The sequence below is a fragment of the Enterococcus sp. XAF26B05_ASV22 genome (assembly GCF_056727285.1).
This window is the reverse complement of the sequence record NZ_CM161538.1, coordinates 139,073-162,365: the sequence shown is the minus strand read 5'-3', so window position 1 is coordinate 162,365 and position 23,293 is coordinate 139,073. Positions and strand designations below refer to the sequence as shown.

Sequence of the window (23,293 nt, the reverse complement as noted above, 5' to 3'; positions counted from 1 at the left end):
GTGAATTCCGGCTTATTTCCGAAGGAGTTGCTTCTGCGCCCACCGTTTATTCGGGTACTAAGAGCCTGAAACATAACCTTTTTAGTTATGTCCCAGGCTCTTCAATAAGTCATTTATTATTCCGCTGAAAACAGGTATGGATAAACCGGTTGTCCGCCCTCATGAAGTTCTGTTTCTATCTCTTCATATTCAGCAGTCAACGCTTCTACAAATTTTTCAGCTTCTTTCATTGTACCACCTTCACCGACAATGATTGTTACGATTTCTGTGTCTTCATCGATCATGCGTTTCAATGTGTCCAATGATGCTTTAAACATATCTGGTTCAGATACTACGATTTTGCCGTCGATCATCCCTAGATAGTCATCTTTCTTAATTTCTACATTATCAATCGTTGTGTCACGTACAGCTGTTGTTACCTGCCCGCTAACAACACTTTCGATCATTTCTGTCATTGTTGCATTATTTTCTTCAAGTGTTTGTTGGTCATTGAATGCAAGCATCGCTGTCATTCCCTGAGAGATTGTTTTTGTTGGCACGACCGCTACTGGAATATCTGCTACTTCTGCCGCTTGATCAGCTGCCATGAATATGTTTTTGTTGTTAGGCAAGATAATCACTTGGTCAGCGTTTACTTCTTTAACAGCTTTCAAGATATCTTCAGTACTAGGATTCATTGTTTGACCGCCACTAATGATATAGCTTGCACCAAGACTACGGAATAAGTCTTGAACACCTTCTCCTGCTGCTATTGCAATCACTGCGTAAGGAACGCGTGCTTTTTGAACAACTGCCACTTGGGCGTCATGCTCAACTAACGTTTCATGCTGTAAACGCATGTTATCTACTTTGATTTTCACTAATGAACCGAATTTTTGACCATAATTCATCACTTCACCTGGATGTTCAGTATGCACATGAACCTTGATGATTTCATCGTCGTTTACGACAAGTAACGAATCACCCAATTCGTTTAAGTAGTTTCTAAATGTTTCATAATCGAAATCACTGTCCACAGTTGGACCTTCACCGATTTGAACCATGATTTCTGTACAGTAACCGAACTTGATGTCTTCAGTCGCAACATGTCCGCTAACGCCACGGTGATGTTCAGCATTGACCATCTCGTCCATTTCACCAGGACTTGGCTCATACACTTCTGTTGCTAAAAATTCACCTGACAATGCTTCTAAAAATCCTTCATAGATAAATAATAAGCCTTGGCCACCACTATCGACTACACCGACTTCTTTTAATACTGGTAAAAGATCAGGTGTTTTAGCCAACGCCCGTTTTGCACCTTTCACAACGGCCTGCATTACTTCGATACAGTCGTCGGTTTCTTTTGCTTTGCGTTCACCAGAACGGGCAGCTTCACGAGAAACAGTCAGAATTGTACCTTCTACAGGTTTCATCACTGCTTTATAAGCAGTCTCCACACCGTGCGTAAACGCTGCTGCTAAATCTTTTGCGTTCAACGTTTCAACATCCGGAATTTGTTTAGAAAAGCCACGGAATAATTGTGATAAGATAACACCAGAGTTCCCTCTAGCACCCATCAATAATCCTTTTGACAGAATTGTTGTTAGTTCTCCGACTTTTTCAGAGCGAGAATCGGCTACAGCCTTCGCTCCACTCGTCATAGATAAGTTCATATTTGTTCCTGTATCGCCATCTGGCACAGGGAAAACGTTCAATGAGTTGACATACTCTGCATTCACATGCAAACGACTCGCACCAGCCTGAACCATCTCTTGGAACTGACTTGCACTGATTTCTGTTACATTCACCTAAAAAATCCTCCTTTGAGATTCCTGTTGCATAGAAAAGCGAAACGAACCGCTTAGCCCTCGAACAAATTAGGAAAATGCAGGAAAGATGCTTTTTGTCTTTTCGGCATTTTATCTATTTGTTGAGAGGTCTGGTTCGTGGAGCTAGATCAATAAAAAGTGGAACAATCACGTCCAGCCAAACTTCAAAAAAGTAAATCGCTAAATCATTGCTAACAGCTGGCTACCTAGTCAGGCAACACACGAACACCTTGCACAAATACGTTGACTGAATTAGCAGTCACACCTAATAGTGTTTCAAGGTTGTATTTTACTTTTTCTTGTACATTACGAGATACTTCTGAAATTTTTGTTCCATAACTTACGATTGTATATACGTCGACCGCAACGCCATTTTCTTCTTGTCGCACGACCACGCCTTTAGAATAATTTTCTTTGCGCAAAATGCCATTTAAATTATCTTTGATTTGGTTTTTACTAGCCATACCGACGATTCCGTAGATATCTGTCGCAGCACCGCCAACTACAGTGGCAATAACCTCATTGGTAATCTCAATGGTGCCTGCTGGTGTTTTGATTTTTACAGCCATTGATGAAAGCCTCCTTAAAGAGCACAGTTGCCCTATTTTCTTCTATAATATTTTAACATAGCCGTACCTCAATGAAAAGGAACTTATCTAGATAATTATAGAGCGTCTCATCTAATTTGCCAATAATTGTATAATTTACATCGTTTCAGGGGAAATGTCAAACTGATTTGAAAACCCCCTTGCAAAAAAATGTTTTCTATGATAAATTAAGTTAGTATGAGCTGAAAATCATCGCTCCGAGATCAAAGCAAAGGAGGAAACTAAAAATGGCAAAAGTATGTTACTTTACTGGTCGTAAGACAAGCAGCGGCAATAACCGCTCACATGCAATGAACGCTACTAAACGTACTGTTAAACCTAACTTGCAAAAAGTTCGTGTATTAATAGACGGTAAACCTAAAAAAGTTTGGGTGTCAACTCGTGCTTTGAAATCTGGTAAAATCGAGCGTGTTTAATAGAACGTCATCAAAAAGCTGAACGGCATGCCGTTCAGCTTTTTTTATTTATCATCGCGACTTTGAATCACAGCAATCATTCCTGTATCAAATGAAAACCCAGCCGTTTCTCCTATAAATTCATTACTTGCGTAAGAAGTAGGAATCGCAACATTCACATGATCTAGTGTATATTTACTATCTGTTAACGTCAGGTTTTTGACCGGTGTTAAACAACAGTAAGCTAAATAATCCATCTTTGTTTCTTTTTTTATCACATATTCTCCTGGAAGATAATACGCGATACTATTTTGATGATCTTTTACTTTTATTTGATGGGCAAACGCTTGAAAACGTGGTTCAAATGGCAACCACAAGTTGGCTAAAAAGTGATCCAAACGACCACCTGTTGCGCCGATAATCATGATTTGTGCCTCTGGGAATTTTTTGATTGCAAGCGCCAAAGCTAGTTGTGTATCTGTATCATCTTTTTCTGCTTGTGCTTGAACTAGTTCTTTCGCTTGTTTTCGAACGCTCTGCTGTTCATCATTCGTTAAAGAGTCAAAATCTCCCACTGCCAAATCTAATGACCAGCCCTGTTCCAAAATGTATAAGCTGCCTCGATCGATTCCCACAAAATAATCAAAATCTACCGAGTCAAACTGCGGCCACTCCTTTGGCGAACCGCCTGCCACAAGAAGAATTTTCATTAATCCAACACAGCTCTCAGCGCATCGATCCGATCTTTAGGACTTTCTGAATCATAGATATATGAACCTGCTACAAACACATTTGCACCCGCTTCTTTACAACGTTTCGCAGTTTCTGGAACAATGCCACCGTCCACTTCAATATCATAAGTATAGCCTTTTGTTTCTTTCCACTCTTTTAACTGAGCGATTTTGTTCAAAGAACTTTCTATGAATGATTGTCCTCCAAATCCTGGGTTCACTGTCATAATCAAAACTTGATCAACTAAATCCAGTACATATTCGATCGCAGACAAAGGGGTCCCCGGATTGATCACAACACCCGACTTCACTCCTGATGCATTGATCATTTGGATAGCACGATGGATATGTGTCGTTGATTCTGCATGAACAGTAATAATATCTGCTCCAGCTTTCGCAAATGCTTCAATGTAATTTTCTGGCTGAACAATCATCAAGTGAACATCCAATGGTAACTTAGTCACTGGTCGAATCGCTGAAACCACGTTAGGTCCCAAAGTAATGTTAGGGACAAATTGACCATCCATCACGTCCACATGAATATAGTCTGCTCCTAATTTTTCTACTAGTTGAATATCTCTTTCTAAATTGGCAAAATCGGCACTTAAAATCGATGGTGCTAGTTTCATTAAAGCCACTCCTTTAATTTTTTTTAGGTCCGTTGTCCGCTATTTCTATGTCAGCTTTCGCTTCCTAGAATAGAGGCACTCCTTTAATTTTTTTAGGTCCGTTGTCCGCTATTTCTATGTCAGCTTTCGCTTCCTAGAATAGAGGCACTCCTTTAGTTTTATAGGTTCTTTCTTCGCTATTTTTTCTTATAAATTGGTCGGCGATCTTCTATTTCTAATAAAAATTGCAGATAATTATCATAACGTGTCTGAGCAATCGTTCCTGCTTCTACACGTTTTTTCACTTCACAAGCTGGTTCTTTTCGGTGCATACACTCCCGAAACTTGCATAACGATGAGGCTTCTACAAATTCGGGAAATTGTTTTGGTAACTCTGTTGTTTCCATTTCTAAAAAGTCAATGGAACTAAATCCTGGTGTATCTGCAACTAAGCCATCATATAGCGGTAAAAGTTCCACGTGTCGGGTCGTATGCTTTCCTCGACCTAATGATTCAGAAATTTCATCCGTCGCTAGTTGTAAGTCAGGAGAAATTTTATTTAATAAAGTGGATTTCCCTGCACCTGATTGCCCCATAAAAACAGTCAAGCGTTCAGGGAAAAACTGCTCCAAAGTCCGAACTGCTTCTTCATCATTGGCCTTTGTTGCAGCAATCACAGGATAACCGATTTCTTCATAAACTTTTTTGACCTCTGCTACACTCACTGATTCTGTTCCAGCTAGCAAATCGACTTTTGTTAAATAAATGATTGGGGCGATTTTTTTGTCTTCTAATGTGACTAAAAAGCGATCCATTAGATTGTACGAAAAATTAGGTTCGATCATGCTCATAACGATGACTCCTTGATCTACATTCGCCACAGGTGGGCGCACCAATTCGTTATGTCTTGGAAAAACTTCAAGCAAATAGCCATCGGTTGGGTTATCGCTCTCAAACATGACTTCGTCGCCAACCAACGGGGTGATTTTTCGATTGCGAAAATTCCCTCGGGCTCTCGTTTGAAATGTTGCACCATCTGCATAAATGTAGTAAAACCCACTTAATGCTTTTCTGATTTGACCTTTCAGAAATGCCACCTCCTCGTTTCTATTGGTTCCATTTTACCATAGGTTGAAGAAAAGCTAAACGCAGGGCTAGATAAATCGCTTTTTCACATAAAAAAAGTGATTAAGACGTTGTTTATCTTAATCACTTTATGGTACTTATTTAATTAGCCCCATCATTGGTTGGGTCATTTGTAGTTGAGAAATTGACAGTAACAGACGTCCCTTTTGCAACACTATCACCAACACTTGGTGAAATACTGGTTACTTTTCCTTTTGACGTATCCCCAGAGCCTTCTACATACTTCAAGCCAGCACCTTCAATTTGAGCCTTAGCCTCAGCTGAAGAAAGTCCTATTAAATTTGGAACACTCACATTACTTGGTCCTGTGCTAACTTTTAGCGTAATTTTACCATTTTTAAGATCAAATGTTGCACCTGCACCTGGATCTTGTGAAATAACAGTCCCTTTAGGCAAATCGCTAGCTTCGTCTACCCTTGAGATTTGGTTCTCTTTTATCCCTAAATTAATCAACGCATTTACTGCATTATCGTACGTATAATTTTCTGCATAACTACCTAAAACAACTGTACTTGATTCAGAACTAGACGTTGTTGTTTTATCTGGTCCAGAACTTACGGTTAAGGTAATTTTCCCCTTTTTAGGATTAAACGGATTCCCTGCAGCTGGATTTTGAGCCATCACTAAGTCTTTTGCTACTGTATCACTTGGTTTATCCACTCGAGTAATCTGATTTTCTTTGATTCCGTAACTCAACAACTCAGTCACCGCATTATTGTAGCTGTAGCCTAAACTTGCGTAATCAGCTAAATAGATATCTTCCGGTCCTTCACTAACAATTAATGTGATTTCATCTGTTTTCGGATCGACTTCTTCACCTTGTTCTGGTGTCTGACTGATGACTTTGTCTTCGTCTACTTTAGAATCTGTTTCCTTTGTAATTTTGATTTGACTCTCTTTGAAACCTAATTTACCTAATGCTTCGATAGCATCTTTATAGTCTTCTCCAACATAATCATCAAGCTTGATTTTCTTGTTCCCAGAGCTTATATAAAGTTCAATTTCACGATTTTTTTTCACTGTAGAATCTATAGCCGGGTCTGTTTTAACGACTTTTCCTTCAGCGATTGAGTCATCTGGAATTTCTTTCGTCGTCTCTTTAACTTTCAGTCCAGCATCTTCTAACATCTTACGTGCCTCAGACTCCGTCTTATCTTCTACATTAGGAATCTTGACTTCGCCACTACCTTGTCCAGCTAAAAAGACACCGCCACCGATAATCAAACCTAAAACTAATAAAATGATCAGAAAGATTAAAGGTTTCTTTGTCTTCTTTTTCACCTCTACTTGCGGGTCGGTTTCTTCTGGTTCATTTTGTTCTTCTGATGGTGTTTCCATCGAATTGAAGGAAGACGGCATCGCCATGTCATCAGTGATTGGCGTTAAAATTTTGGTCTCGCCCATCAAACCCGTTGGTTGCCACTTGGGCTCATTCCAACGGTTTGCAGCTAATACAGTATATAAATCACGCGACATTTCTTCGGCCGTTTTATAGCGGTCAGCTGGGTCTTTGGCTGTTGCATGTAAAACCACATTTTCCAATGATTGCGGAATATTAGGGTCAAACATTTTAACGGAAGGCATCTCTTCTTGAAAATGCTTCAACGCAATTGTAACAGCTGATTCACCATCAAATGGTACATTGCCTGTCAGCATTTCGTATAAAATAATCCCCACCGCATAAACATCAGACTGATTAGTCGCCATACTACCGCGAGCTTGTTCTGGAGATAAATAGTGAACAGATCCTAACATGGTATTGGTTTGCGTGATTGAGGTTTCCGTTAACGCAATGGCAATCCCAAAATCGGTGATTTTTACAACGCCGCTTTCATCCATCAAAATATTTTGTGGTTTTAAATCTCTATGAATGATTCTATGTTCGTGAGCGAGTGAAACAGCTGATAAAATTTGTTCCATGATATCAACGATTTTTGCATATGGAATGGGGTATTGGGTCTGGATAAACCGTTTTAGATCCATTCCTTTAACATACTCCATCACTAAGTACTGCAACCCATCTTCTTCACCTACATCATAAACACTAACGATATTGGGATGAACCAATTCAGTCGCAGCTAAGGCTTCTCTTTGAAACCGTCGAATAGCTGCTTGATCATTTTGGAAGTCAAAACGAAGGACTTTGACGGCTACGTCACGATCCAAAATCAAGTCATGCGCTAAAAAGACATTGGCCATTCCACCGCTACCGATATTGCCAATAATATGATATCGACCATTCAATTTTCTGCCGATCTCGATCATTGGTCTTCCTCCTTCTGTTCATCAAAATGGATCACGAGGACAGTTATATTATCTGCGCCCCCTGCTTCATTGGCTGTCGTAATCAATGTTTCAACTTTTTCATTTAATGGTTTTTCTGAAAGTAAAATAGTCAAAATATCTTCTTCTGACACCATATTTGTTAATCCGTCTGAGCATAGTAAAATATAGTCATCCGGCACCCAGAGATGATTCGCTACATCCACTTCTACCATTCTAGGCATCCCTAATGAACGTGTTAAAACATTTTTTCTTGGATGATTTGCAGCCATTTCACGTGTGATTTCTCCAGATTTAACTAACTCATTAACCAAGGAATGATCTTCTGTCAGTTGGCGTAATTGATTATTGCGAACCAAATAAGCTCGACTATCACCAATATTAGCCAATACAAATGACTGGTCCAACAACACTGCGCTAACAATAGTCGTCCCCATTCCTACATATTCAGGTCGAGATTGACCTTTTTCGTATATCATTGTATTTTCGTCTTGGATTTCTTTGATTAGCCATTGCGCTGCCTTTTCCGGTGTATCAATAAGACTTTCTTGCCAACGCTCCCCAAGATTATTGACCGCCATCTGGCTTGCAACATCCCCTGCCTGATGACCACCCATTCCATCCGCTAAGATAGCTAAAGAAACTCCTGTCTGGTTCTCAAATAGACCAGCATAATCCTGGTTGGTATTTCGTTTTCGTCCGACATCTGTTTGAAAATTGATTTCCACTATGCTTCACCTCGTTTAACAAACTTTCTGCATACAGCAGATAAAGAATCCATCCGTCCCTAATTGATGTGGGTATAATGTGAGCATTTGCTCCTGGATAGAAGGCTGAACTGCCTCGCTAACACTTACATCGATTCTTTTAAATTCTGGATGCTTCTCTAAAAATGCTGCAACTACTTCCTGATTCTCTTCTTCGGCAATCGTACATGTGCTATAGACCATTATACCGTATTGTTTCAATGTTTGGGCAACACTTTCTAGAATTTCTAATTGAATTTTAGGCAGTTGTTCGAAATCTTGTGCTGATTTATTGTATTTAATGTCTGGTTTACGACGCATCAACCCCAAACCTGAACAAGGTGCATCCACTAAGATTCGATCAAAGTATTCAGCAGGGAATTCTTCTCCTACTTTGCGTGCATCTAATTTTTCAGTATCCACAACATCCTTCACGTGTAGACGTTCTGCATTTTGTTTGATCAATTTGATTTTATGGTCATGAATATCCAAAGACTTCACACGGCCACCTTGTGAAGCATCAAGAAACGTTGCAATATGAGTTGTTTTCCCACCTGGTGCGGCGCAGGCATCTAAAACGACATGATTTTTTTCGATTTGCATTGCTGGCGCAACTAGCATAGAGCTCTCGTCTTGAATCGTCAGCTTACCCGCATCAAACAAATAATTTCCTGCAAGAAACCCTTTATCTGCAACCACACCATACGGTGAAACTTGACTGGCAGAGGCTTCAATGTGATCTTTTTGTACTTCTTCCAACGCATCAGAAATACTGATTTCACGAGTATCGACACGGCCACTGACATGACTTTTTTCAAAAAGTGATAAGCCTAATTTTCTCGTTTCATCCATGCCCATTTGTTTGATCAGCTTTTCCGTCAGCCATACTGGCATACTGATTTCAACTGACAAACGTTCGACTGGATCTTTGATAGTCTCTAAACTTGGAGCCCCTTCACGTTGAAAGGCACGAAGCACACCGTTAACAAATTTACCAATCCCAACATTTCCTCTATGTTTTCCAATTTCTACTGCTTCATTAATGATGGCATGATCAGGAATTTTATCTAAAAATACTAACTGATAAATCGACAAACTAAGTAAGTTTTTTACCCAGCTGTCTACTTTTTTAGGGTTGGTAATAAATGGTGTCAAATAATACTCAAGTAATAACTTACGACTGATCGTACCATAGACAAGCTCCGTGAATAAACGGCTGTCTTTTTCTCCTAAAGCAGATTTGTTGATCATTTCATTTAATAATAAATTTGAATAAGCACCACCGTTATCCACACGCTCAATCGTTCTTAGCGCTACATAGCGAACAGAACTCTTTACTCTTGCTGGTATTTTTTTCCCCATATTGATTAGCCCACCTTATCTGATTCTGCAACTGTTTTACCGACGCCATTTAAGAAATCTTGAATGAATAGCTTTCCTTTACCAGACGGCTGAATCGTATTGATAGAAAGAACCGTTCCTTCTCCGCAGGCAATCCATAATTCTTTTTTACTGCGCTTGATGATTGTGCCAGGTGCAGCCTCTGTTGTTTCTTCTAAAGGTGTGACTTCCCATAGCTTCCAGTTGATTTCGTTGTATATTGTAAACGCCGTTGGCCATGGGCGCATGCCACGGACTTGATTGTCGATTTGTTCTGCTGTTTTATTCCAATCAATACGCTCTTGTTCTCTTGTAATATTCGGAGAAAAGGTTACTTGACTCTCATCTTGCGGAATTGGCGTGATGTCATTTGCTAACAGTTTAGGTAAAGTCTCTAGCAGCAACTCTTTCCCAACGACACTTAGTCGATCAAACATCGTCCCTACATCATCTGCTTTAGTGATTGGGATTGCTTTTTGGGAAAGAATATCTCCCGCGTCCATTTTCTTCACCATTTCCATGATTGTGACACCTGTTTCTTTTTCTCCTTCAATGATCGAATAATGAACAGGGGCGCCTCCGCGGTATTTCGGTAATAGTGACGCATGAACATTGATAGCGCCAAATTTAGGTGCATTTAAAATCTTTTCTGGTAAAAATTGACCGAAAGCGGCTGTCACAATTAGATCTGGTGCAAGTTCGATGATTTTTTCCATTTCAGGTGAACCTGAGATTTTTTCTGGTTGTAATACAAGTAAGTTATGTTTTAGGGCCGCTTCTTTCACAGGTGTTGGTGTGATTACTTTTTTTCGTCCAACTGGGCGATCTGGCTGAGTGACAACGGCTTGGATGTCATAACCATTTTCGATCAGTCCTTCTAAAATCGGCACTGAAAATGCCGGCGTTCCCATAAAAATTAATTTAGTCATCTAAATGTTCCTCCATATATGCCTCTAACTCTTCCGGTTTGATTGGGTCAATGATTTTATCAATAAATAGTTCACCATTTAGATGATCGATTTCATGTTGAAACGCTCTGGCAAGATAGCCATACGCTGTTACTTCGATTTCGTCTCCTTCACGATCAAAATAGCGAACTGTTACTTCATCTGCTCGTTCGACTGTGCCATACGTTTCTGGGATGCTTAAACAACCTTCCACATCAATGTCACTGCCTTTGCGCTCAATGATTTCGGGATTGATCAATTCAAATAAACCTGTTTCTTCATCCACTTCTACAACTGCAAGCTGAAGATTTTTACCGATTTGAGGGGTCTGTGAGACCAATTCCATCGTGAGCAATCATCGTTTCGTACATGTCTTCTAAAAGAGTGATCGTTTCATCTGTGATCATCGTTACTGGTTTTGCTTTTTGTTTCAGACGTTCATTAGGGTGTATTACTATAGGATAGCGCATAAAGTTTCCTTTCTTTTATAAAGTTGAATCGCTCATATAAAATTCATCGGCTCAGCATCAATCGATAATTTCAACCCATGTGCTGTTGCTCTTTGAGTGTCGGTCAGTATTTTTTTCAAGATATTTTGTAAATTAGGTTCGTTTTTATATTTAATGATTACTTGATAAAAGTAACGATTATTGACCCGCATGATGGCGTTCGGTGTTGGCCCAAGTAAAATACTTTGATCAGATAATCCTTCTTTTAGCTCTTTGACGATTTCAAACATCTGCTTAGCCGCTTGATTTTCTTCTGGATGGCTCGCTGTGATTTGTACCGTAAAGAAAAATGGCGGGTAGTCTCCACGATGCCGGACGTACATTTCTTTTTGGTAAAAGTCTTCATAATCCTGTGCTTTGGCTAATTGGATCGCATAATGTTCTGGATTAAACGATTGAATGATGACTTCTCCAGGTTTTTCTGCTCTTCCTGCTCTTCCGCTGACCTGAGTTAATAACTGAAACGTTCGTTCACTTGAACGGAAATCTGGTAAATTAAGTGCCGTATCCGCATTTAAAACACCAACTAGCGTTACATTGGGAAAATCCAGCCCTTTCGCGATCATTTGTGTTCCTAGCAGAATATCTGCTTCATGATTACCGAAAGCTGTCAAAATTTTCTCATGAGCTCCCTTTCGCCTTGTTGTATCCACATCCATTCGCAAAACACGACTGTCAGGAAACAAAGCTTTTAGCTCTTCTTCCACCTTTTGTGTCCCAGTTCCATAATAACGGATTTTATCTCCGCTACAGTTCGGGCAATGATAAGGAATCCGTTCTTCATGGCCGCAATAATGGCATTTCATCGTTTTCGTATCCATATGAAGCGTCAATGAGATATCACAGTTTGGACAAGGTAAAACATACCCGCAATCTCGGCACATTACAAAAGAGGAATAACCTCTACGATTCAATAACAGAACACTTTGTTCCTTCTTAGCCAAACGATCTTGAATTTTTTCTTGAAGTGCTACCGAAAAAGAGGAGGTGTTTTTATTTTGAATTTCTTCACGCATGTCTACCACATCAATTGTTGGTAATGTTGCAGTTTGATTGGCTCTTTTCGATAATACTAGTCGTTCATACACCTTTTTTTGTGCCCGTGCTCTGGTCTCTAATGAAGGGGTCGCACTCCCTAAAACCACTGGACAATGATGGTAAGCCCCACGCCAGATTGCCAAATCCCGTGCATGATAACGCGGTGTTTCTTCCTGTTTGTAACTTGCTTCGTGCTCTTCATCGATAATTACAACACCAAGATTTTCTAAAGGAGCAAAAATAGCAGAACGGACGCCCACTACGACTTGTGCTTCACCCCGTTCGATTTTACGCCACTCATCGTATTTCTCCCCTTGTGACAAAGCGCTATGCATCACCGCTACTTGCTCTCCAAACCGGCTTTTAAAACGATGAACCATCTGCGGCGTCAACGAAATTTCCGGTACTAGCATCATGGCCGTTTTCCCTTGATTTAAAACTTCAGCGATTACTTGAAGGTATACTTCGGTTTTTCCACTACCAGTGATTCCTTCCAGTAAATATGTTTTGCTTATCCTTTGATTCATGGAGCTTAGAATTTTTTCTACCGCGTTTTGCTGCTCATTGTTTAAGGCTAGCGCTGTCGTTTTTTCAAAGGTATGATCCGCAAATGGATCACGATAGGCTTCCGCTTCCACGAACGTTAACCACTGTCTATTCGCCCCATCATTTAACACCGCGGTACTAAATCCTAGTTCTTTCATCTCTTTGACCGTGGTCATTTTTTCTAACCCTAATTGCTGCAAATAATTGATTAGCAGTTCTTTTTTTTGTGAACCTTTTCTAAGCTCCAGACGAGCCTCTTCCAATTGCTCAAAGTCTTTCAATGCTTGAATATAACGGATCATTTTCACTCGATTTCGGGTATTCACTTCGTAACGGATATCGACTTTTTGCTGTTTTCTCAGTTGCATTAATTGCGGTAAAATATTTCGAGTCAACGCATCTTCCCAAGCGATTTCGTTTAATCCATAAAACAATTCCTCTTGTAGTGCTTCCTCTAATTCATCTGTTAAATATATGTATTTGCTATAATCTGCACGCATTACGCTAGGCAACATAGTTTGTAGGCAAGTGATTTTAAACGCAAATGTTTTTTCTTTCATGTAATCTGCCAACTCCAACAATTCAGTATTGAGAACTGGTTTTAAATCTAAAACAGAAAGAATTTCCTTCCATTCAAACTTTTGAGCTGTTATCACTTCTTCAGAAACATCCTCTATCGCTAAAACAAAGCCTTGAAGATGCCGATTTCCATTCCCGAAAGGAACTTCCACCCGCATGCCGACTGTTAATTGTTCTTCTAAATTAAAAGGAATCAAATAAGTAAAGGGTTGGTCTGTCTGCATCGTTGGGACATCAACAATCACTTGCGCCGCTTTTCTCATAAACATTCCTCCATTCTGTATTTATTGAATTATGCCATTACTAGATGATCTGCTCAGCTTTTCTTTGCCTATTGTACTAAAGAATCAAGCATTTGTCTTGTTCCTCTGATTTCTGTTACCAAAAATTAAAGCAGATGTTCATTGTTTGGTTTCTAAACATATAAAAACTGAGATGAAACCTTAACATAGTTTCATCCCAGTTTTATATATGTTATAGACTTTTTTCTTCGCGAATACGATTTTCAAGTTCTTTTTGTTCTTGTTCGTGTCTCATTTTTTGTTCTTCTTTTGCCATACGCATTCTTTCGCGTTTTTCTTCTGGACGAGGATCATTGATCACTGTTGCAGCATCGATTTCTTCTAGTGCTTGGCCTACACTTTTTACAGATTCAAAACCTTCTAGTGTTGGTTGTGCACCTTCGTCTAATTCGTGAGCGCGTTTGCTTGCTAAGATAACAAGCGAATATTTTGATGGTACTTCTTTTAACAATGAGTCAATAGATGGTTTTAGCATCATAAGGCTACATCTCCTTCAACATTTTAATATAGTTACCAATTACTCGATCAACGCGAAAATGTTCACTCGCGATAATTTCTTTGATTCGTTTCACTGCCAATGGTACTTTATCATTCACAACAGCATAATCATATAATGCCATCATTTCGATTTCTTCGCGAGCCACACGCATTCTTTCTTCAATCACATCATGATCATCAGTACCCCGACCCACGATTCGTGATTTTAGTTCAGATAAATCCGGTGGTGTTAGAAAAATAAATACGCCGTCCGGCACTTTTTCTTTCACTTGCTCGGCTCCTTGGACTTCGATTTCTAAGAAGACATCTTTTCCTTCATCAAGCGTTTGGTTAACGTAAGAAAGCGGCGTTCCGTAGTAGTTCCCTACATATTGCGCATACTCTAACATTTCACCAGCTTCGATCATTGCTTCAAATTCTTCTTTTGTGCGGAAGTAGTAATCGACTCCTTCTACTTCGCCTTCCCGCATCTTACGGGTAGTCATAGAAATTGAGTACTGAAAATCATTCTCTTCACTATCAAAAATTGCTTTCCGTACTGTTCCTTTACCGACTCCGGAAGGACCTGATAGTACAATTAATAACCCACGCTCTGACATGATGACTTCCTTTCGTTAAAAGCTGAATGAAGCTGATTAGTTCTGACTGAAAAATAGGGAAAGTAGATCGTGCCGTTCTTTGGCACTAGCAACTTTCATCTTTTTTCCGAAGAATTGGCTCATAAAGCTAAATAATTTAAAAGCTGAATGAGTTCGTTCAGTCTCAACTGAAAAATAGGGAAACTGGACTAAGGCGCTTTCTGCCTCATTCAGGTTTTATCTTTTTTCCGAGAGACTAACTCATGAAGCTAGATAGTTTAAAAGCTGAACGACCCTAGTTCGTAAAGCTAGATAAATTAATAAAGTATTAGTTCTATAATGCACTTTTTTTCAGTAATTTTCAAGGCTTTACTGTAGAATATTTTCAAAAAATGAATATACTTTTCTATTTAGGTATCGAATAAAATCATTTTATATGGTGAAGTCTAATTTCCATTCTTGCATTCCATTCTATCCCCCTCATTTTATTTGATTTCCTAGCTGTCAAAATTGTTACCTCTGTTACAAAATTATTTGCAAAAAAAGTATATACTTTACCAATTTTTCAAGTAAAATAGAGTTAATATGTACTTTTATACTTTAACAACTGCATCACCCATAGAAATTAATGTATAAAAAACGAAGGGATTTAAATCTATGTTCATAAGAAACACACCTTTAAAAATAATTAGTTGTCTTCTGCTGGCTGCTTGTATTTCATTCGGGAGTTTTATTCAGACAAGTTATGCAGAAGAACATTTAATGGACTTTGCAGAAAAATCTGGTTTCCCCGTCAAAGAAGCCTATCGTCCCAAAGCCTCGATCGTAATTGATGCTGACTCTGGTCAAATTTTATGGGAGGAACAACCTGATTTATCGTGGAGTCCTGCAAGTATCGCTAAAGTCATGACGATGTATTTAGCCTTAGAAGCAATGGAACAAGGTAAATTCACTTTAGACACTACTGTTACTGCAACGGAAAAATATGTGAATATCTCTCAAATCTATGCCTTAAGCAACAATAAGATTGCTCTTGGCGTTGACTATCCTGTTCGTGACTTGTTTTCAATGGTAGCAGTCCCCTCCTCTAATGTTGCCACACTGATGCTGGCAAACCTAGTTACTGATAATGATGAAGCTGGTTTCATTCGCAAAATGAATGAAAAGGCAGCAGAATTAGGTATGACAAATACAACATATTTTAACTGTAGCGGCGCCCAAATCCGCGCCTTTGATGGATTATATGAAGCACCAGGTATCGATCCAGACGGCGATAATAAATCAACTGCTAGAGACTTGGCTATTTTGACTTATAATTTAATTAAAAAATACCCTAAGGTTTTACAGTTCACTAACAAGTCCGTTGTGACCACGATGGAAAATACACCCTATGCTGAGACGTTTGAAACTTACAATTACTCATTACCAGGTGCAAAATATGGCTTTGATGGAGTAGATGGATTAAAAACAGGATCAAGTCCAACTGGTGGCTTTAATTATATCGCTACAGCAAAAAAAGGCGATACTCGACTAATTGAAGTTGTTTTGGGCGTGGGTGATTGGTCTGATCAAGAGGGAGAATATGAACGGCATCTTGCTGGAAATGCAATTTTGGAGCATGCTTTCTCTACTTATGAGTACAAAAAGTTGCTTTCTAAAGGGGCAAATAAGATCAATGGAAAAAAACTTATTTTAGATCAAGATTTTTACGGATTTGCTAAAAAAGAGACTGAACCTAGTTTTACATTGACTGATGGGAAATTATCTTTAGCCAATGAATACGGTCAAGTATCTCCAAATATCCCTGCTAAAAGTGTTTCGTACAGAGAAGTTAGCGAAAAAGGATCCACAGACAAGCCCGTTAAGATAGAAAAAAAGAAGGCTGTCCAACTTTCATCTACAAAAAAAGAAGGTCATAACTATTTGGCCATCGGTATCCTAGCTGTTTTCGGTTTATTACTGCTAATTCTTTCAAGAGTATTTAAGAAACGAATCGCTGGTGTTAGACGAGGTAGCCGCAAAGCCTCGACTCCAATAACCCGTTTGCTATTTAGTTTAGGAATTTTGTCTATTCTTTCGGCAGTTGGCCTGTTTATCTTTTTCTAAAAACCAAGAGGTTGGGACAGAATGATGTGCGCCCTAAAAGTTGTACGTAGATTAACTTGTCATTCGACTGGTATGAATTCGGTATTGAACCGGACTCATACCAGTCAATTTTGCTTTTATCCGATGATGATTGTAATAATCAATATAATTTGTAACTGCTCGGTTTAATTCCTCAAAGCTAGAAAAACTACGACCATAATACATTTCTTGTTTCATTAGACCAAAGAAATTTTCCATCAATGCATTGTCCAAACAATTTCCTTTTCGTGCCATACTCTGGTATAACTTTGCTTGCTTCAATTGTCTAACATACTGTTGATTTTGGTAATGCCACCCTTGATCGGAATGGATTGTTGTTCGAAAGTTGGTTCTTTTTACTTTCTTTAATGGCTGTTTTTAAAGGAATCAATACACAATCCAACGTTGGTTTTTGCTGAAATTGATAGGCTATGATTTCTCCATTAAAACCATCAAGAAAAGGACTGAGATAGGCTTTTCTTTTTAGTTTAATTCCTTCGGAATTTCGTTCAGTATAGTGGAATTCTGAAATATCTGTAAAGATTTTTTGTTTTGGCATCGTGCTAAAAAAGCGACGATTCACCTTGTTCTTTGCCAAGGTTCCCACTAAACCTTTGTAAGATCGATACCTTCTTGAACGACGAGTAAAGCTTATACATACTAAGTTATATTTCTTCATAATTCGTCGGATTTTCTTATGATTGATTTGATAGCCCATATTCACTAAAGCCAGTTTGATTCGACGATAGCCATAATTGCGATCATTCTCTTCAAAAATTGTTTGAATCAATTTCTCTAGGTGAGTCATTTTTTCTTCGCTCATTATCTGTTTTTTCCAGTAATTGAAGGTAGAACGCGGTAGCTTAATCGCTTGTAATACGTGATCTTGACGATACTTTCCAATAAGTTCTATGGCTATTCTGGTTTGAACTCGTCTTTTCGCTTCGCCATAATAGTTTGTTGGAAAGTCCGTAGCTTTTTTAAATACTCGACCTCGATTCGCAAACATTCATTCTCACGCTCTAATTCCTTTTCACGAGATAGTTTGCTTGTTTCTTGCTGTTTTTTTGTTGGTTTATTCATCCTTTTTTTGGGTCTCCCTTTTTGATTAGACAGAGCCGTTTGACCACCAGCGATGTATTTCTTTTGCCAACGAGAAATCATCGACCCATTAGGCAGCTCTGAATTGTCTTGCTGCTTCACCGAAAGAAGCACCTGTCGTTTCTATAAAGTGTAATACATCTCGCTTAAATTCACTAGTATATTTTGTCAGTGAACGGTGTCTTTTGAGCCCTTCTTTCCCAAATAATTGATAGGAGTGTTTCCAATTGTAAATTAAGGCATTTGATGGGAGTCCGTATTTTTTAGCCAAGGCTCGTCCTCCCAGAGGGCCTTCTAGGTACTCTTTCACTAGCTTTAATTTGAATTCTACCTCATAATAACTCATAAAAAATAACCTCCAAAAATTGTATTTTTCACGTACAACTTTTGGGGGTCACATCATTATGTCCCAGGCTCATTAGATTATTACTTCTCTTAAAATCCCATATTCGATAAAGTATTCACAACGCCCATAATTTCATCATGGCGTTTGATTTTTTTATCCACAGGTCCATCCACTTCTTCAACGTCCACTCGGACTACGAAACGACGGTTTAATGTCACAAACGCCTCTTCATTCACACGAATGTTGAAAACATCATCTGTAAATGACATACAAGCATCTTCCCAAACATCAAACGGCTCTTTATCAGAAATGATTTCTCTTTTGACCACAGATTTCCCGCTTAATTCATGGAACGTTACATCGTAATACTTTGACATACTTATTCACCTCTTCGCTTTCTTCTCTCTAATTATAGCTTTAAAATCTAGAATCACAAACTATTTTCTATTATTCGACATTTTGAATCTGTTCACGAATTTTTTCGAGCATCGTTTTCATTTGAACTACGATGTTTTTGATCTCAATTGGACTGGATTTGGACCCGATCGTATTGACCTCTCGGTTCATCTCTTGAATCAGAAAATCTAATTCCCGCCCCACTGGTTCTGACTGCGTCAATAATTCTTGCAGCTTCTCAACATGAATCTCTAAACGATCTAATTCTTCATGGATATCTCCTTTTTCAAGTAAGATTGCTAACTCCGTCAACAAACGAGTTTCATCAACTTGGCTACCTAGCCAATCATTTAACTTTGCTTCAAATTTTTCGCGATAATCCTTTTCATAAATATCTACAAAACTTTTTAACTCCATCACCAACGCTATGAAATCTTGACAGTAAGTTGCTAGAACCTGTTGAATTTTTTGACCTTCCTGCAAACGACTCGCATCGATTCGCATAACCGCTGTTTTCACGCACTCTAGAACTAATAAACCAAATGTTTCGTCTGCTTCTTGTTTTTCTGTGACCTCAACATAGTCTGAATTATTAAGCAATTGATTGATATTTTGCGCAGCATCCAATTCAGCTTGGGGATAATTAGCTGTTAATTCTTGTTGAATCTCTCCCAACAATTGATGAATGAGATTCCAATGAACTAACACTTCTTTATTACTGCTACCAGTTTGTTTGATATTAATATAGGCCTCTATCCGACCGCGCTGTATTGTCTCTTTCATTAATTGGCGAATAGCCATCTCGTGAGGATTCACCTCTTTTGGCATCCGTAACTGAATATCTAAAAACCGTTGATTGACACTCTTGATTTCAACATCAATTTGATACGTGTCATTTAAAAATGTTTCTTTTCCAAAACCAGTCATACTTTTCATCGACAGGGTGTCCTCTCTACATTGATTTTATTGCTTTAGACAAGATCTCAAATTCTTCATTCGTCAGGGTGATTCCTTTGCCCATTTTTTCGTGATCAGCAGACCAATCTCTTAAATCAAATTTTGGTGGACGACCATTCCAACTAACTAAATTGAATTCTTTGCGCCAACCTTGCGTATTTTCTGATAATACGGCAATTTCTTCTACGATTTCATATGAAAATTCTTGTTTCATTCTTTATCCGCTCCTTGTAGTATAAATTCTTTCATTAAAATTTGTAGCGTTTGAGTTGGTAATTTATCTAATAAAAAAGCCAAACGCTGTGGTTTTTCCTTCTCATCTGCATTCAGTAAGTTATTCATTAATGATAACTGTTGTTTGTCAGAAAGTAAAAAGTAGTCTTCATAATATTTCTTTAGCCATTCTTGGAGAGAAATCATCCCGATCGTATCCACCAATTCAACCTTCATTTGTCCGCTTTGCTGAAGAGTTTCTACTAATTCTTGAAGCTTATATAGCTTAGAAGCAGAGATTTCCTGATTCTTTGCTAATAACTCAACCAAAACCAACCCAATATTTTCAGTATACACCCTGTCTTTATAAACTTTACGCAATTTTTTACAGATTTTATTTTTTTGTTCGGTAGAATTCCATAATTTTATTTGATACGTGTATTCAATGTAAGCAAAAAACTCACGTTGGAATGTCTCAACATTCTTCAGAGTTTCATCAAACGTATACCAGTGTCCTAAATAGTTGCGCCCGATAGCTTTCATTGTTTCTAAATAACCTAACTGGATGTTTTGGGTCGAACGAGCTCCGTCAAATAAAAGAACTGCTCCCATAGACCACGATGATTGGATATTCAGCACCGTTGCCGTTGTTGGGATTTTGATTGGCTTTGTGATTCCTGGGCCTTTGACATCGACTACGATGCATTCTGTCGCTCCTTTTTGTAGCGCAATATCAACTGGGATATTATTCCGATAACCGCCGTCTACATAATATTTCCCATCAATCTGAGTGGCTGCCATAGCTGGAAAAAAAGAAGCAGATGCCAATAACCAACTTTGCCAGCGCTCACTTTGACATGTATTGAAGTGAATATCTTTTTCTTGTAAATTTGGTAATTCAGTGGTTACCAAATAAAAATCTAACGTAACCTGTTGCATCTTTTCTTGCGAGAAAGTATCTTTGATCAAATTGCGTAATGGTAGTGTGGAGACACCCTTTGATTGGATAGCATTGATCGTAAATGAACCGATTTGACTGACCATTCCGCTTAGTGTATCAGCTGATGCCGTCGTCGTTGGAAAAGACAATATCTTTTGCGTCTCGATTTTTTCCCACATATTTTTAGCAGCTTCAAAATCGGCTTGTAAAATCAAAGCACCATTCAAGGCACCTACAGATGTGCCTGTTATGATATTCACTGAGATGCCCAATTCTTCCAATGCTTGCCAAACACCGATTTGATAAGCACCTCGAGCCCCTCCTCCACCTAATACTAGTGCCGTATTATAGCTTAACTCTTTTATACTTATTCGATCCTCATGAATCGCATATCCATATCTCAAGAAGACTTCTTGTAAATGAATCGTAAGTGATTGAGTAAAAATAAATGTGATAGTTGGTTGAAATGTTTGTTTAAAAAGGTGTTCAATCGTAAGGAAGATTGCTGACCAACTAAGCTTTACTGATTCTCTTATCAATAGGTTGGTGACGATGCCTTTTTCAACAGTCAAAAATATATATGGTTTTTTTCCTCTATAGATAACATACGCAATTTCCGAATTTTCCCGCGTTTTTTTACTAAATACTTGTCTAGCTAAAGTATGAGTACTATAAAAAGGCAATAGTAATCGGCTTTGAGAAATCTGTTCTGCTAGATCGTCCCATTGAGAAGCAACCATTTGTTCAATCTTCATTTCACATCCACCCCCCGTCTTTTTAAGTATACCAAAACTGCTCAAAAATTACTTTTTATTTAAAGTGTATGAAAAAGAAACAATTTTATTCGTTTTTCACGTAAAATAGAACTGTTACACTTTTGGTTTAGCATTGACTTTGCAAAAAAACGATAGTTTAATAGAAGATGGTGTTTTATTTTAGCACCCTATTTTTTTTATTTCCTAATTTAATCAACGAAACTCAGATTGCCGACCTTTTACGTTTACAATTAGCAACCGAAACTGAAACTTTCCGGCGTATCTATATAACAGAATAATTAATGACAAAGGATGTTTATATGAAGAAAAGAACTGTTTTACTGAAAATGTGCTTGCTAATATTGGTCGTAGGCTATTTTTCAGGCCTCTTTACAACTGCTAGTGCTTACGCTCAAGAAGATATTCTAACAATCACTCAAAATGCAGGGTATCAAACGAATGAATTATATAAACCAAAGGCCTCAATTGTAATCGAAGCAGAAACGGGACAGGTCCTTTGGGCAGATAATCCAGATTTAAAATGGAACCCCGCCAGTATTGCTAAGTTAATGTCTGTTTATCTTGTATTTGAAGCAATGGCAAAGGGACAATTTACGTTGGATACCACAGTGAAAGCGACAGACAACGACCAAGCGATTTCACAGATCTATGAATTAAGTAACAATTCAATCGTTTCTGGGGTCGATTACCCTGTTCGCGATTTATTGTATGCAACACTCGTACAATCATCAAATGTCGCAACGGTTATGCTAGCAAACCTTGTAACTGCCAATGATGAAGCTAAATTTATTCATATGATGAATGATAAAGCCAAAGAACTTGGTATGACAAATTCAACGTTTTACAATTGTAGCGGTGCTGAAACGGGCTCATTCAACGGTTACTACAAACCGGCAGGAATCGACCAAAATGCGGATAACGTTACTACAGCAAGAGATTTAGCTATTTTATCTTATCATTTACTGAAAAATTATCCAGATACGGTGACATACACCAGTCCAACTCAAATCACGATCATGGAAAATACACCTTATGCTGAAGTGTTAGAAAACCACAATTATTCACTACCCGGTCTTGCTTATGGTTATGACGGAGCAGACGGCTTAAAAACTGGTTCTAGTCCTACTGGCGGATTTAACTATGCAGCAACTGCCAAACGAGAAAATACACGTCTAATAGAAATTGTACTAGGTGTAGGAAATTGGGAAGATCAAGAAGGGGAATTACAGCGTCATGCTTTTGGTAATGCAATTTTTGACCGAGCTTTCGCGACGTATGAGTATAAACAATTGCTTTCTAAAGGAAATAATACGATAAATAACGAAGAAATAATTTTAGAGCAGGATTTTTACGGTCTTATTCAAAAAAATACCGAACCGGCTTTCACTTTATCCGCTAATAATTTAATGATGGACAATGGACTTGCAGAAGTATCCCCTACACTCCAAACGCCAAGTGTTTCATTCAAATATGCCAAAAAATTGAAAGCTCTACAAAACTCTGTCCTTACAAATACACGTAAGAAAAAAAATGCCTTATCGACTTTTTTCGTGAATGGTTTACTCATTATTTTAGGGCTCTTATTTACAGCCTTATCAAAATTATTTAAAAAAGGAACGAACCGTCCTAAAAAATTCAACCCTTTGTTTACTTTAGGTATCCTGTTTATTCTTACAGGGATTATTTTGAGTCTCTATACGGTCGTTATTGGTCCATGGATTTAACGAAAAAATGC

Annotated in this window: 23 protein-coding genes and 1 pseudogene; 3 read left to right on the top strand and 21 right to left on the bottom strand. The window is 38.4% G+C overall.

What is annotated here, in order from left to right; translation table 11 throughout:
- Positions 1 to 116: 116 nt before the first annotated feature.
- A complete protein-coding gene (locus AC1PU0_RS00780) occupies positions 117 to 1,790 on the bottom strand; it encodes a DAK2 domain-containing protein (protein WP_206848386.1) in 1,674 nt (557 codons plus the stop codon).
- Positions 1,791 to 2,017: 227 nt separating this feature from the next.
- On the bottom strand, positions 2,018 to 2,380 hold the full coding sequence (locus tag AC1PU0_RS00775) for an Asp23/Gls24 family envelope stress response protein (RefSeq protein WP_010761897.1): 363 nt from the start codon (positions 2,378 to 2,380) through the stop codon (positions 2,018 to 2,020).
- A 266-nt stretch (positions 2,381 to 2,646) separates the two neighbouring features.
- On the opposite strand from AC1PU0_RS00775, the gene rpmB reads away from it, so the two are divergent.
- Positions 2,647 to 2,835, top strand: coding sequence for a 50S ribosomal protein L28 (gene rpmB, locus AC1PU0_RS00770; RefSeq protein WP_010761898.1), 189 nt, complete (start codon positions 2,647 to 2,649; stop codon positions 2,833 to 2,835).
- A 44-nt stretch (positions 2,836 to 2,879) separates the two neighbouring features.
- On the opposite strand, the gene AC1PU0_RS00765 is transcribed toward rpmB, so the two are convergent.
- The 11 genes and pseudogenes from AC1PU0_RS00765 to gmk form a co-directional block, all read right to left on the bottom strand.
- On the bottom strand, positions 2,880 to 3,524 hold the full coding sequence (locus AC1PU0_RS00765) for a thiamine diphosphokinase (protein WP_206848385.1): 645 nt from the start codon (positions 3,522 to 3,524) through the stop codon (positions 2,880 to 2,882).
- Positions 3,524 to 4,174 carry a ribulose-phosphate 3-epimerase gene (gene rpe, locus AC1PU0_RS00760; RefSeq protein ID WP_069653291.1) on the bottom strand — a complete coding sequence of 217 codons (651 nt, stop codon included), beginning with the start codon at positions 4,172 to 4,174 and terminating at the stop codon, positions 3,524 to 3,526. Before rpe ends, AC1PU0_RS00765 begins: the two co-directional genes overlap by 1 nt.
- A gap of 176 nt (positions 4,175 to 4,350) precedes the next feature.
- A complete protein-coding gene (rsgA, locus tag AC1PU0_RS00755; protein ID WP_206848384.1) occupies positions 4,351 to 5,250 on the bottom strand; it encodes a ribosome small subunit-dependent GTPase A in 900 nt (299 codons plus the stop codon).
- Between the two features lie 130 nt (positions 5,251 to 5,380).
- Positions 5,381 to 7,564 (bottom strand): Stk1 family PASTA domain-containing Ser/Thr kinase, encoded by a 2,184-nt coding sequence (pknB, locus tag AC1PU0_RS00750; protein ID WP_206848381.1) that lies wholly within the window; start codon positions 7,562 to 7,564, stop codon positions 5,381 to 5,383.
- Positions 7,561 to 8,310, bottom strand: coding sequence for a Stp1/IreP family PP2C-type Ser/Thr phosphatase (locus AC1PU0_RS00745; RefSeq protein ID WP_069653288.1), 750 nt, complete (start codon positions 8,308 to 8,310; stop codon positions 7,561 to 7,563). Before AC1PU0_RS00745 ends, pknB begins: the two co-directional genes overlap by 4 nt.
- Positions 8,311 to 8,325: 15 nt before the next feature.
- Positions 8,326 to 9,690, bottom strand: coding sequence for a 16S rRNA (cytosine(967)-C(5))-methyltransferase RsmB (gene rsmB, locus AC1PU0_RS00740; RefSeq protein ID WP_069653287.1), 1,365 nt, complete (start codon positions 9,688 to 9,690; stop codon positions 8,326 to 8,328).
- 5 nt (positions 9,691 to 9,695) lie between these two features.
- Entirely contained in the window at positions 9,696 to 10,637 is a 942-nt protein-coding gene (gene fmt / locus AC1PU0_RS00735; RefSeq protein WP_206848379.1) for a methionyl-tRNA formyltransferase, read from the bottom strand.
- Positions 10,630 to 11,125 (bottom strand): annotated as a pseudogene (gene def / locus AC1PU0_RS00730) (peptide deformylase). Before def ends, fmt begins: the two are co-directional and overlap by 8 nt.
- A gap of 32 nt (positions 11,126 to 11,157) precedes the next feature.
- Entirely contained in the window at positions 11,158 to 13,590 is a 2,433-nt protein-coding gene (gene priA / locus AC1PU0_RS00725) for a primosomal protein N' (RefSeq protein ID WP_206848377.1), read from the bottom strand.
- 211 nt (positions 13,591 to 13,801) lie between these two features.
- Complete coding sequence (gene rpoZ, locus AC1PU0_RS00720; protein WP_069653283.1) at positions 13,802 to 14,107, bottom strand: DNA-directed RNA polymerase subunit omega; 306 nt, start codon at positions 14,105 to 14,107, stop codon at positions 13,802 to 13,804.
- A 4-nt stretch (positions 14,108 to 14,111) separates the two neighbouring features.
- Positions 14,112 to 14,726 carry a guanylate kinase gene (gmk, locus tag AC1PU0_RS00715; RefSeq protein ID WP_069653282.1) on the bottom strand — a complete coding sequence of 205 codons (615 nt, stop codon included), beginning with the start codon at positions 14,724 to 14,726 and terminating at the stop codon, positions 14,112 to 14,114.
- A gap of 636 nt (positions 14,727 to 15,362) precedes the next feature.
- Here gmk and AC1PU0_RS00710 point away from each other — a divergent pair.
- Positions 15,363 to 16,811, top strand: a complete 1,449-nt coding sequence (locus AC1PU0_RS00710; protein WP_206848375.1) for a DUF1958 domain-containing protein — start codon at positions 15,363 to 15,365, stop codon at positions 16,809 to 16,811.
- Between the two features lie 51 nt (positions 16,812 to 16,862).
- Here the strand turns inward: AC1PU0_RS00710 and AC1PU0_RS00705 are convergent, their stop codons facing one another.
- The 8 genes from AC1PU0_RS00705 to AC1PU0_RS00670 form a co-directional block, all read right to left on the bottom strand.
- On the bottom strand, positions 16,863 to 17,111 hold the full coding sequence (locus AC1PU0_RS00705) for a transposase (RefSeq protein ID WP_479998619.1): 249 nt from the start codon (positions 17,109 to 17,111) through the stop codon (positions 16,863 to 16,865).
- Between the two features lie 4 nt (positions 17,112 to 17,115).
- On the bottom strand, positions 17,116 to 17,838 hold the full coding sequence (locus AC1PU0_RS00700) for an IS3 family transposase (RefSeq protein ID WP_479998618.1): 723 nt from the start codon (positions 17,836 to 17,838) through the stop codon (positions 17,116 to 17,118).
- Entirely contained in the window at positions 17,745 to 18,032 is a 288-nt protein-coding gene (locus AC1PU0_RS00695) for a hypothetical protein (RefSeq protein WP_479998617.1), read from the bottom strand. The genes AC1PU0_RS00700 and AC1PU0_RS00695 overlap by 94 nt, the downstream gene beginning before the upstream one ends.
- Positions 18,001 to 18,276 (bottom strand): transposase, encoded by a 276-nt coding sequence (locus AC1PU0_RS00690; RefSeq protein WP_479998616.1) that lies wholly within the window; start codon positions 18,274 to 18,276, stop codon positions 18,001 to 18,003. Before AC1PU0_RS00690 ends, AC1PU0_RS00695 begins: the two co-directional genes overlap by 32 nt.
- 89 nt (positions 18,277 to 18,365) lie before the next feature.
- A complete protein-coding gene (locus AC1PU0_RS00685) occupies positions 18,366 to 18,653 on the bottom strand; it encodes a hypothetical protein (protein WP_069653280.1) in 288 nt (95 codons plus the stop codon).
- A gap of 70 nt (positions 18,654 to 18,723) precedes the next feature.
- Positions 18,724 to 19,608, bottom strand: a complete 885-nt coding sequence (locus AC1PU0_RS00680; protein WP_206849613.1) for a YicC/YloC family endoribonuclease — start codon at positions 19,606 to 19,608, stop codon at positions 18,724 to 18,726.
- Between the two features lie 16 nt (positions 19,609 to 19,624).
- Entirely contained in the window at positions 19,625 to 19,843 is a 219-nt protein-coding gene (locus tag AC1PU0_RS00675; protein ID WP_025870292.1) for a YdbC family protein, read from the bottom strand.
- Positions 19,840 to 21,537, bottom strand: coding sequence for a patatin-like phospholipase family protein (locus AC1PU0_RS00670; protein WP_206849615.1), 1,698 nt, complete (start codon positions 21,535 to 21,537; stop codon positions 19,840 to 19,842). Before AC1PU0_RS00670 ends, AC1PU0_RS00675 begins: the two co-directional genes overlap by 4 nt.
- Positions 21,538 to 21,857: 320 nt before the next feature.
- Between AC1PU0_RS00670 and AC1PU0_RS00665 the strand changes: the two genes are divergently transcribed.
- A complete protein-coding gene (locus AC1PU0_RS00665; RefSeq protein WP_206849617.1) occupies positions 21,858 to 23,282 on the top strand; it encodes a DUF1958 domain-containing protein in 1,425 nt (474 codons plus the stop codon).
- Positions 23,283 to 23,293: the final 11 nt, after the last annotated feature.